The 10,732-nt window shown below is 37.2% G+C and carries 13 protein-coding genes and 1 pseudogene; 2 read left to right on the top strand and 12 right to left on the bottom strand.

What is annotated here, in order from left to right; translation table 11 throughout:
• Positions 1-12: 12 nt before the first annotated feature.
• The 7 genes and pseudogenes from V7083_RS15890 to map all read right to left on the bottom strand — a co-directional run bounded on the left by V7083_RS15890 (position 13) and on the right by map (position 5,978).
• The gene (locus tag V7083_RS15890; protein ID WP_335479553.1) at positions 13-1,245 is read right to left on the bottom strand and encodes a DUF438 domain-containing protein; all 1,233 of its coding nucleotides are present in this window, start codon (positions 1,243-1,245) and stop codon (positions 13-15) included.
• A 138-nt stretch (positions 1,246-1,383) separates the two neighbouring features.
• Positions 1,384-2,079: an LrgB family protein gene (locus V7083_RS15885; protein ID WP_335479550.1), complete on the bottom strand. Its 696-nt coding sequence runs from the start codon at positions 2,077-2,079 to the stop codon at positions 1,384-1,386.
• Positions 2,076-2,444, bottom strand: coding sequence for a CidA/LrgA family protein (locus V7083_RS15880; protein ID WP_335479548.1), 369 nt, complete (start codon positions 2,442-2,444; stop codon positions 2,076-2,078). Before V7083_RS15880 ends, V7083_RS15885 begins: the two co-directional genes overlap by 4 nt.
• 100 nt (positions 2,445-2,544) lie before the next feature.
• A complete protein-coding gene (locus V7083_RS15875) occupies positions 2,545-3,387 on the bottom strand; it encodes a LysR family transcriptional regulator (protein ID WP_335479546.1) in 843 nt (280 codons plus the stop codon).
• Between the two features lie 120 nt (positions 3,388-3,507).
• Complete coding sequence (locus V7083_RS15870) at positions 3,508-4,311, bottom strand: HAD family hydrolase (RefSeq protein WP_335479543.1); 804 nt, start codon at positions 4,309-4,311, stop codon at positions 3,508-3,510.
• A 104-nt stretch (positions 4,312-4,415) separates the two neighbouring features.
• A complete protein-coding gene (locus tag V7083_RS15865) occupies positions 4,416-5,126 on the bottom strand; it encodes a DUF421 domain-containing protein (RefSeq protein WP_335479541.1) in 711 nt (236 codons plus the stop codon).
• A gap of 109 nt (positions 5,127-5,235) precedes the next feature.
• Positions 5,236-5,978, bottom strand: a pseudogene (map, locus tag V7083_RS15860) (type I methionyl aminopeptidase).
• 223 nt (positions 5,979-6,201) lie between these two features.
• Here map and V7083_RS15855 point away from each other — a divergent pair.
• Together V7083_RS15855 and V7083_RS15850 are read left to right on the top strand one after the other, a co-directional pair.
• Positions 6,202-7,146, top strand: a complete 945-nt coding sequence (locus V7083_RS15855) for an endonuclease I family protein (protein ID WP_335479539.1) — start codon at positions 6,202-6,204, stop codon at positions 7,144-7,146.
• Between the two features lie 54 nt (positions 7,147-7,200).
• Positions 7,201-7,509, top strand: coding sequence for a DUF3870 domain-containing protein (locus V7083_RS15850; protein ID WP_335479536.1), 309 nt, complete (start codon positions 7,201-7,203; stop codon positions 7,507-7,509).
• A 28-nt stretch (positions 7,510-7,537) separates the two neighbouring features.
• Here V7083_RS15850 and V7083_RS15845 read toward each other — a convergent pair whose 3' ends face one another.
• From V7083_RS15845 to V7083_RS15825, 5 genes are read right to left on the bottom strand one after another with little or no spacing between them, the layout of a single operon-like run.
• The gene (locus tag V7083_RS15845) at positions 7,538-7,987 is read right to left on the bottom strand and encodes a GNAT family N-acetyltransferase (RefSeq protein ID WP_335479534.1); all 450 of its coding nucleotides are present in this window, start codon (positions 7,985-7,987) and stop codon (positions 7,538-7,540) included.
• Between the two features lie 21 nt (positions 7,988-8,008).
• Positions 8,009-8,431, bottom strand: coding sequence for a FosM family fosfomycin resistance protein (fosM, locus tag V7083_RS15840; RefSeq protein WP_335479532.1), 423 nt, complete (start codon positions 8,429-8,431; stop codon positions 8,009-8,011).
• Between the two features lie 27 nt (positions 8,432-8,458).
• Positions 8,459-8,860: a GNAT family N-acetyltransferase gene (locus V7083_RS15835; protein ID WP_438823735.1), complete on the bottom strand. Its 402-nt coding sequence runs from the start codon at positions 8,858-8,860 to the stop codon at positions 8,459-8,461.
• Positions 8,861-8,886: 26 nt separating this feature from the next.
• A complete protein-coding gene (locus tag V7083_RS15830; RefSeq protein WP_335479530.1) occupies positions 8,887-9,672 on the bottom strand; it encodes a nucleotidyltransferase domain-containing protein in 786 nt (261 codons plus the stop codon).
• Complete coding sequence (locus V7083_RS15825; protein ID WP_335479527.1) at positions 9,669-10,328, bottom strand: oxidoreductase; 660 nt, start codon at positions 10,326-10,328, stop codon at positions 9,669-9,671. The genes V7083_RS15830 and V7083_RS15825 overlap by 4 nt, the downstream gene beginning before the upstream one ends.
• Positions 10,329-10,732 lie beyond the last annotated feature (404 nt).

Genomic DNA, 10,732 nt, shown 5'->3' with positions numbered 1-10,732 from the left:
TGAATAATAGTTCTATGAGAGGATTCTTTTTTCCCCATCAATTGCTTTGATTGGATCAATGTTTTGTGTAAATTCAAGGGTACCAATATAATTTCCAACATCATCGCGAACAGCAAAATACCGAATATACACGTATTTATCCTTAAATTTAATCCAAAAGTCCTCAGAATCTTTCGTGCCCGATTTGAAATCAGCTAATAGCTCTTCCACCACATGAACACTTCTTGGTGGGTGGCAGTTTTGAACGGAACGACCAATGACAGCTTTTGTCCGGGCAAAAATTCTTTCTTTGCCGTGTGAGAAGTACCTAACCACATCCTCATGATCAATAAAAGTGATATCGACGGGTAAGTGGTTTAATAAAAGTTCTAGTTGTTTAAGAGATAAAATTCCGGTATCCATTTTTATATAACCCTCTGAAATGGCATTCTCATCGAGAGCTTTCCGATCAGGATTCCAAACAACTGCTGGTTCAACTAAACAAAAACCGATTTCATCACTTTCATTTGCAATCTTCACCCATTCATCCTCAGTGAAATGGTCTAATGCCATTTGAAAAAGAATATGTTCCTCACGGTAAATCATGGCATGAGTTTCTTCAATCACCCAGTCCATTACTTCTAAAACAGCTTTCTTATCCCCTTGATAGCTGCTAAGTAATTTCTTGGCATGCTTAATATTGTCGCGAATAAAATCATCGATTCTCCACATATTATTAGTCGGTCCATAAATTCCATACTTTTCTAAATAAGGAAAAATCAAATTCTCTTTCCGGCTGTAATGCTTGTCTACATCAAGCAAAAGATTGATGTCCTCTATAAGCTTATACACATGCTCCGCTGAATCCTCTTCTTTAAACTGCTCTAAATGAACGGACATTTTTGTATCGAGAAGATTTTCAAGGGCTCGGTTCTCCATTTTAAAGGTATGGATAGGATGACCGGGTTGTTCTTCAGGTTTCTTTCCACCTGGCTCCTTTTCTTCAATTGCTCCTTTAAACAGTTCCATGTGCTCTTTATACATCCGATGCACTTCTTCAATCGATATCCCCTCGTCTTCCAAAAATTCATTTGAAAGATTAGAAATTTCCTCCATCGTGATTTTTCCGATAAAACCATCAAAATGTGCTTTGATTTCATCAAAATTTCCGCCATTATGAAGGGCTTTAAAAATCAGTTTTAAATTATTAAGTCGATCATTGCTTTGATACATTTGTTGTTCTCGATTATTTATAATTTCACTCATGATGTTTCTCCTTCGCATTGAAATACTCGGTAAATTAATTTGATAATATTTCTCATTAATAAAATACCATCCCGCAATGCGAAAGATTGTGACGTACATCATTATCTAGGAATGAACTTTTTACCAAAATGTGAACGATTATAAAAAGTGATTAAAATTCATTAAGGCAGGAATTAATAATGCACCCCATACTAACGTAATAAATGCAGCGAAAATCATTGCTAAGGAAGAAAAGGTTGCTTCTTGTTTTCCATATTCCATCGCCTTATTCGTTCCAACCCCATGTGCCCCCATTCCAAGGGCCAGTCCTCTGGCAACAGGCGTCTTTATCGAAAGCCATTTGATTACGGTTGGACCGACAATTCCCCCTATCACTCCAGTAATGATGACAAAAACGGTTGTTAAGGTTGGAAGCCCGCCGATTTCTTTTGACACTTCAATCGCAATCGGAGTGGTAATCGATCTCGGGAGGATGGAAATGGTAAAATCATTATTCAAATGAAATAATTCTGATAACCCAAACGTTGAAAAAATCGCTACCAACGTACCAAAGGTGATACTTAAGACAATAGTACCTAAATATTTTTTTACAAGAGGAAGATTTTTGTAGATTGGTACCGCGAACGCAACGGTAGCTGGACCAAGCAAATGTGTAAGCCATTTAGAAGCACCCATGTATTGATTGGCAGAAACATGGGTGATGGTGATCAACACAATCAACAAGATTGGTGCAAGTAATAATGGATGTAAAAAAGGGAGGCCCCATTTTCCATAAACCATTTTTGAAAAACGATAAAAGAAAAACGTGATGAGAGTAAAAATAATCATCATCATTGTTGTGCACTCTCCTTTCTTCCGGTTACTTTTTCTGCAACTAATGCGGTCATTCCCATAACAATCACTGTACTAATCCCAATCAGTAAAACGATTTCCGCTCCCTGAATGCTGAGGATTTCATCGTAATTGACAATCCCTACTGCTGATGGGATAAAAAACAGTAGCAGTTCGGCCATCAGCCAATTGGCTCCCTTTTCCACCCATTCCAACTTCACTACTTTTAAGCAAAGAGCTAAAAATAATACCCCAAGTCCAAACATGGAAGCTGGAATGGGTAGAGGAATCAAAAGTTTTAATGCCGCTCCTAAATATAAAAATATATGTATAAATAACACCTGCGCTACGATTACTCCAAGTTTCATATTGATGTTCCTTTCTAAATCCAATTGACTATAGAGTAATAGTACGCTAATCTCCGTCATTCGTAAAATACATATTCAGAATGGTTTTCATAACTATTAGTTATAATGGTTCTTTCAAAATAAAATCAATAAATGTTTGCCCTGCTTTTGATATGTATCGATCTTTCTTGGTAATGACCGCAATACTCCACATAATTGTTGGCTTTAAATCGATGATTCTTATCTCTTTTGTAAAAACGCGGTTACAGATTGACTGCGGAAGAATCGTAACCCCAAGGTTTGCAGCCACCATCTCGGACATCAGGTCCCATTGGGAGCTTTTAAACAGGATTTTCGGCTCAAATCCAGCCATGATAAAAAAATGATTTCTTACAATTTGATGTAAGGCAAACTCTTCGTGGTAGAAANNACGATCAGCCAATCGATGATGTTTGTAGACAAGTAATTTCATTTCCTCTTCAACTATCGGATAAACATTAAAAATATCGTCATCGATGGGCATAACCGCCACGCCAAGTTCAAATTCACCCTCTTCCACACTTTTCACCACTCTGGCCCCGCCATACTCAGTAATATTTAACTCAATAGCCGGAAAAGAATGATGAAATTGAGCCATCACTCTGGGAAAAAACAAACTACCAATAAACGGTGGTAATCCGATATTGATTTCACCTCTTTGCAAATCAGTCATATCATTTAGTGTAGATGACATCTCATCCACTAATCCCATCATTCGGTGAGCATACTCTTGAACAACCCTGCCAGCATCCGTCAAATCACTAGTTTTATTACTGCGGATAATTAATGTCATCCCCAACTCTTCTTCTAGCGCTTTAATTGACTTACTCAAAGCAGGCTGTGACACATGCATGCTTTCTGCCGCTTTCGTGATACTTCGGTGCTTCGCCACCTCCAAAAACAACTGAAATTGCCTTAATTCCATATAAAATCCTCCTAATGGTGCCTGTCACCTTGTTAACATAATATTATTATAAGTTATTGGTGTTTCTTATTTAAATTTTAACATAACTTGTAATCAAAAAGAAAAGCCATAAATATAGACTTAGTCTACATTTACGGCTTGATTTAGTTCTTCTAATAGCGGAAATAAATTCTCCAAGTGGGTAATTTCAAAAGTAGGAATGACTTCATTTCGGTCTTTTTGATGGCGGTTGATCCAAACCGACTTGATGCCAGCACGATTGGCTCCCAAGATATCGGTCATTAAATTATCGCCTACCATGAGCACTTCGTCCTTTTGTAATCCCATTTGTGATAAGGCATGCTCAAAGATGGTTGGGTCCGGTTTTCCTCTGCCAAAATCGCCTGAGATTACAATCTGATCAAAATACGGAACAAGTTCAGGTGTAATCGTTAATTTTGTATTTTGTAAATCAGGTGACCCATTTGTTAATAACAACAGTCTATATTTTCCCTTTAGAGCATCCAAAACCTTAAAACTTTCTTCATAGACAAACGGCTTTTTTCGGCGCTCTTGTGGGAATCGTTCAGCTAATTCATATCCAAACTCCGGATCATCTACGCCAAGCGCATTTAATCCATTAGTCCAAGCATCCTTACGGTATCCCGGAACAATTTCCTTCATTTTTCGAAAGTCATCCTGTTCATCCAGGAAATTCCCCCATAACCCTTCAAAGGGGTTGATACCGATCATTTGTGTAAAAGAGTAAGTTTCATAGGAAGAATACAGTTCCCTCGCCGCTTCACGAACCGCTTCCTCCAGCTGTTCCGGGTCAATTCCATAGCGTTCCTCTGCCACCTTGCATGTTGCTACAAATGCTTCTTTCACACTTTTTTGATCCCAAAGCAAGGTATCATCTAAATCAAAAAATATAGCCTTAATCATGATTGCCTCCAAAGTAAACTGATTTTTTACTAGTTTACCACGTTTATTGTCTGAATAATAGAAAAAAGAAACCCGATTATTTCAACTTCTTTGGAGGTACCAATCTATTCTTGGTCTAACGGAGATTCTAGTTGATCATCCAATAGATCAATAAATAATGATCCGGTTGATGAAATAACAGCATATTGAATATCTTTCATCTGCAAATTTCTTCCGGACAATTCTTGTTCAAGCCATTTTCTGGTATAAACGCTGTTAAAATTTTTCTCTACCTCCACCCCGTCCATAACTAGCTCACGTGGTAGAGGAATAGGTGAAGAAATACCTGTCACATTAACATCCATTTTACTGACCGATTGATAGTTTTTCTTTTTCATGACTGATAATTTTCCGCTAACCTCTAAAATTGCATATTCTACTTCAAATAAATCAAAAATGCCCTGCTCCCTTAACTGTTGTAAAAGATCATCTAAGCTATATCGAATTTTCCTCATATTTTTATCCAAAATTTTTCCGTTTTCAATAATGACAGTTGGTTCACCGGAAATCCATATCCGAAAGCGCCTGCTCTTTAATGAGATGATAGAGCAAAAAAAATACATTAAAATCAGTGCTAAAAACGACGCCAGCATAGGGAAAAATTTCAAATTGGTATCGAATCCCAAATTGGCGATAATAGAACCTACTGTAATAGCCAGAGCAAAATTATAATGATTATTACCAGAATTCATCTGTTTCCCTAACCAAAATGACGCAAAGAGTAAAATAATATATGCCGCACATGTACGAAGTATTGAAGTTAATATATGTTCCATAGGATTCATCCTCATTTATTAAATCTTACTATGACATTATTGACCAAATTAGGGATGAATCATTCCACAAAAAAGAAAAACCCAATTCATCATGAACTGGGTAACTTTTCTATTTCGTTGTTATAATCGGTCCATTTTTTGTCAAAATGATCGTGTGTTCATACTGAGCTACGAAGCTCTTTTCAGTTACATAGGTCCAACCGTCACCTTTTTCAAACACTTCTTCTTCATCAGTGGAAATAAACGGTTCAAAGGCAATGACCATTCCTTCCTTTAACAGTTCATCATCCGAAGGCTCAAAGTAATTATAAATATATTCGGGCTGTTCGTGAATCGTCCGGCCGATCCCATGTCCAGTTAGATTGGTAATAACCGTAAGTCCATGGTTGCTAGCGGTCTGAAAAACCGCTTTTCCAAGACGGCTTTTTCTTGAACCCGGCTTGGCGAACTTTAATCCTGCTTCAAATGCGAGCTTGGCCACATCACATAGCTTCTGCAATACTGCTTCACCTTCACCAACTACGATGGAGATTCCAGTGTCAGCAAAATATCCGTTTTTGGAACCAGAGACATCGATATTAACAATATCTCCTTCCTGAATCATTCGGTTTCCAGGAATACCGTGGGCTACTTCTTCATTAATACTAATGCATGTATATCCCGGAAAATCGTATTCCCCTTTTGGTGCTGAAACGGCGCCTTCTTTTGCAAACAATTCACCGGCGATTTCATCCAGTTCTTTTGTGGTAATCCCCGGTTTGGTTCTGCTCACCAATTCATCGCGGATCGCAGCGCAAATTTTCGTCCGATCTCCTTTAATCCATCAATATCTTCTTGTGTCTTTGCAATCATGTCTCTTCCCTACTTTTTCATTAATATGTAATTATGTCTCTTATTGTAGCCTTTCTTTTGACAAAAAAACAAGCCGTCAATGTTAAAACTGATTTGTTATAATGAAATTAAATAGCTTAAAATTCAAAGGGTTTTACCATGCTATTGCAGGAGTAATAAGAATATGAAAATTTTGTTTTAATTATTTTTGATCAGTTTGAAGTGGCTCTTCAAGGGGGAAAAAATGGCTAAGAAGAAAAAAACCTTAAAGAATCATTGGGAGGATGCCCCCGATTTCATTAAGTTGAAAAAACGGTTGTCCTACCTAAGGGATAATAGGCAAAAAATTATTTCAGATACCAATCTTTATTTTCATGAAAAGAAAAATCAACATGAGATCGTTTATTACTATCAATCTGTAAGGGATGGCAGTAGTGATGGGAGTGATCTTTTTAATCGGTATCATCAGCTCATTTCAAGAACTCATATCGAACAGCTCCCTTATTTTGTCAGCAAGGACTTATATTTATATACTTGGGTTGACCTCCATCCGGATGGTACGGTAAAAAGTATCTACTCTGGAGATAAAAGGAATCCAGAAGATTTAATTCACGAGGATTTTGAAATCATTAAGGAAAGGTATCAAGGCTTTCAAGAATTCCTTCGAAAAATAAAGCAGAATGAGTTTGAATCATTCAGGGAGTTAAAGGCATTTGAACGAGCTTTGAAACTCAATACAGAACATATTGTTCCCCAATCTTGGTTCGGGGCTGTTGAACCAATGAAAGGTGATCTGCATCATTTATTCGTCTGTGAGCCGGCGTGTAATATTGCCCGTTCAAATTTCCCTTATGATGATTTCACCTTTTATCAGCCGGAAACACCGAATGAGCCAATACAAAATCTTTGTGGAGTGGCAGTCTATGGCAGGTTTGAACCGGAAAACGGAAAAGGCATCGTAGCCAGGTCCATGCTATATTTTATTCTGCGATATCCAAAGGCTATAAAAAAATCGTTTAGGACCCAAATTAATATTCCATTACTCATTCGTTGGCACAAAGAATTCCCAGTTTCCCTCTATGAGAAACATAGAAATCAAACCATCTATCAAATCCAGGGAAATCGAAATCCTTTTATTGACTACCCTGAATTAGTTGAAAAACTGGAGTTTCCCGATTATTCTTGCTAATTGAATTTCTTTTATTATATTATTTTATTAATAAAGTTTTTAGGAGAGAACATCATGAATACTATTTTTATAGCAGGTCATGCTAAACTTCCTTCGGGAATGGCAGCCAGAAGCATGTTTGAAACCTTAACAATCACAGCTGAGATTGATAAGCAGTATGGAGTAATTGTCGATGCCTCCTGTACTTTGGCAACAGAACACGGCCGAGATTATATTACAAGGCTTCTGAAGGGCTATAGCTTGCGAAATGGCATAGAGCAGCCATTAGAAGAGCTGAAGAACGGTTATTTGGGAAAAGCCAATAATGCTCTTGTTGCGGCATTAAAGGATTTGTTTAAGCAGTATGAGGCTTTACAGCAATAGGTGCTTCGGATACGTTCCGAAGCACTTTTTATTTGGCAACCCACTCATAAAGTAAATCAGGCAACTTTTCTTCGTTTTCAATCCCCCTGGCAATGATGATAAATCCATGCTTTTCATAAAATCGTTGGGCATTTTTATTGATTTCAAATGTGTATAAAGTTAAGCTGCCACTCGATTGAGCTTTTGCTCGATTCAATAATGTTTCTCCAATTCCTATTCCCTGAAAATCCATATGAATGTAAAGTTGACTTATTTCATGATCATTATAGGCAATCATTCCAACTACTTGGCCATCAGAAAGTGCTAACTCTATTTGAAAATGTTCAGGTAATATATAGTTTAAAAAATGTACATGATTATCAAAACTATGGAGTTCTTTCTGCTTAATCGCCTGTTCTTTACTTTCTCGCCACATCTTCACCGTTTTTTTCGCGTATTTGGTGTCATAAGGTATGATGATAACCTTTTCAAGATCCATAACATCCCCACCTTTTGCTATTTATTCAAAAAACTGCATATGTACCATTTCCTTTTTATAATAATCAAGCCGATCCTCTAAGGTACCAGTATGAAACTCAAATTTATGACCATCTGGATCTGTAAAGTAGATTGACTTTCGATCCCGAACGTCCCTTACACGGCTAGGCAAAATATGAACGTTTAATTCTATTAACTTGTTAACCATTTTTTCAAAATCGGCTTCATCAATGGAAAAAGCAATATGTGTATACGAATGATGGATCTCATTTCTAGGTATGTCTTCCTCTACATTTAATGCTAGCCACATACCATTTAGATCAAAATAGGCGGTAGTCCGGCCTTTCACTAATAATTTGGCATCGAAAACCTCTTTATAAAACTCTATTGATTGTTCCAAATCGGAAACTGAAAACAATAAGTGATTTAGACCTTTAATTGACAATTTCTTCACCTCATAAATATATGAATCCTATCTATTAATATCCTTATTCATACCAACAGTGAATTTCCGAAATCCCAGCTTTTCATAATAAGATTCCAGATTTTCACCGCACATTAGTTGTGGGATGACCCGATTTTGCTCGCAATATGCAACCAATCTAGTCACAATATTTTTCCCAATCCCCATAGACTGGTAACTAGGAAGTACCCCTAATCCACAAATAACTCCAGTAATCACACCGTCCGAAATCACACGCCCCATCCCCACTAATTGCTGTTCATGATAGACATACAGGACATACCAACTTTGCAGGCACATTTTTTCCAGTTCACCTACAGTAAAATTGAGGGAATTCCAGCCTAACCCCTCATATAATTGGTATACCTGTTCAAAATTATCAGGAAGTTTTGTTGTATATAATACATTCACAATCCGATCTCCCCTATTCACATGAATTAAGACCAAACTTCTTCAAGAGTTTCTCTAAAAAGCAGATCTAGGCTTGGCGTTATTTTTTTTGAAGTAGTCGTTAATTGATTGGTAAAATCTCGGAGGCGAACGATTTCTGCAGTTAAAAATTCATTAATTATTGGAAAACGTGGTTCCAAATCTAATTCGTCCCCGGCTAATTTTCTATTTAACAAGGTTCCTATTTCATCCTTTAATTCTCCTTCTGGGACAAGCGCCTCAACTAAAACAGGAAACTCTATCGGCGGGAATTCATTAAATTTTTCCATCCAAGCACAAGCCAGTACTGGTCTTAGAACATAAAAATATTTTTTTATCTTAATTTGTTCCTCTTGTAAAAATTCCCGGAAGTTTTTTTCGGCCATATTTAAATAATGATGCATACAGGATATCGGGGAAAAAATGACTTTATTCAGTTCTTTCATTTTATCTATGGTTGAGAATGCTTGATAATAGATAATTCCAGACTGAAGCCATTCCAATAGGGGCGGATTTGACTTTCGAAATAATCGTAAGGCTTTCGTCAATTCCCAACCACTTACGTCAAGCAGATCGTTGATTGGCAATTCAATGACATCTCGCTTTTTTCCGACACCGATTGGGTCAATGGATAAATAATCTTCTTTTTTATGTATATAAATAAATCGGACATCATAATCACTATTTTTTGATGGAAATCCCCAAGCCCGGCTGCCGGATTCACATGCATATAAAATCTTCACATTATATTCGTCCTCAATATTTTTCAGTGATTTTAAAATAGTACCCTTCATTGACCTACCTCTACTATTTGACTAGATTCATGTACATGCACACCTTGCAAGTCACTTTTCGCAACTTGAAGCATTGCCATTGCAACAGTTCTATCGTAAACAGGCTTGTATTTCCGTAACGGTCCAAAGAACATTGGCGACAATAAACCAGAAGTGATTGCTGCAAATCGTTCTCCGAAACGGAATTTTTCGCGATCACCAAGTAAGAGCGAAGGACGAAAAATGTGTAAGACCGGGAGATTAAGTTTACGTAATGCTTGTTCAACTTCTCCCTTTACCCGAATATAAAAGGTGCTTGAAGAGGGATTTGCTCCCATCGAAGTGATGAGTAAGAATTGTTTTGCAATTTGTTCTTGCGCCAATTTACCAAGTGCCAACGGATAAACATAATCCACCTTTCGAAACGCTTCTTGGCTACCTGCCTTTTTAATGGTCGTTCCTAGGGTGCAAAATACATCCGCATCTTTTAAATTTAAAATTTCCCGGTCCAGATAGTCGAAATCAACGATTCTCTCATGTATCTTTGGATGTGTGATTCCGGTGGATCGGCGAACAAGGAGGGTAATTTCATAGTATTCCGGATCATTTAACAGTAACTGAACAAGCTGCTTTCCTACCAATCCGGTAGCACCAGCCACAACCGCTCTACGGGTCATTTCAATCATCCTTTTTAAAATGTCATTAGTACCTATTTTAACTTTACATTATTATTTTGGTTTTATCCAAATTAGAAATGAACCTATTTAAATAAAATATGTAACTTGCACCTCTGCATTGTGAATATGTGATTCGCATTGCATAAGTACCCTTTATTCGGGGGTATTATTATACTTCCATAAATGCTGTGCAAATGAATTATTGAATGACAAGAAGTTATCCAAAACAAGAATACTAACTTCGGACACTCACCTGCTAAAATAACAAGTTCCTGTCTGAAGTCGGGTTAACTTCGGACATGCTTTACTCAAAAATTCTTGATTGTGTCCGATGTCTTGCCAACATCGGACATGCACCTGCAATTATAACAAGTTCCTGTCTGAAGTCGGGTTAACTTCGGACA

It is taken from the genome of Bacillus sp. JJ1764, from assembly GCF_036962145.1.
Taxonomy (GTDB): Bacteria; Bacillota; Bacilli; order Bacillales; family Cytobacillaceae; genus Neobacillus.
The sequence above is the reverse complement of the archived record's forward strand: the minus strand, read 5'-3'. Positions and strand labels throughout refer to the sequence as shown.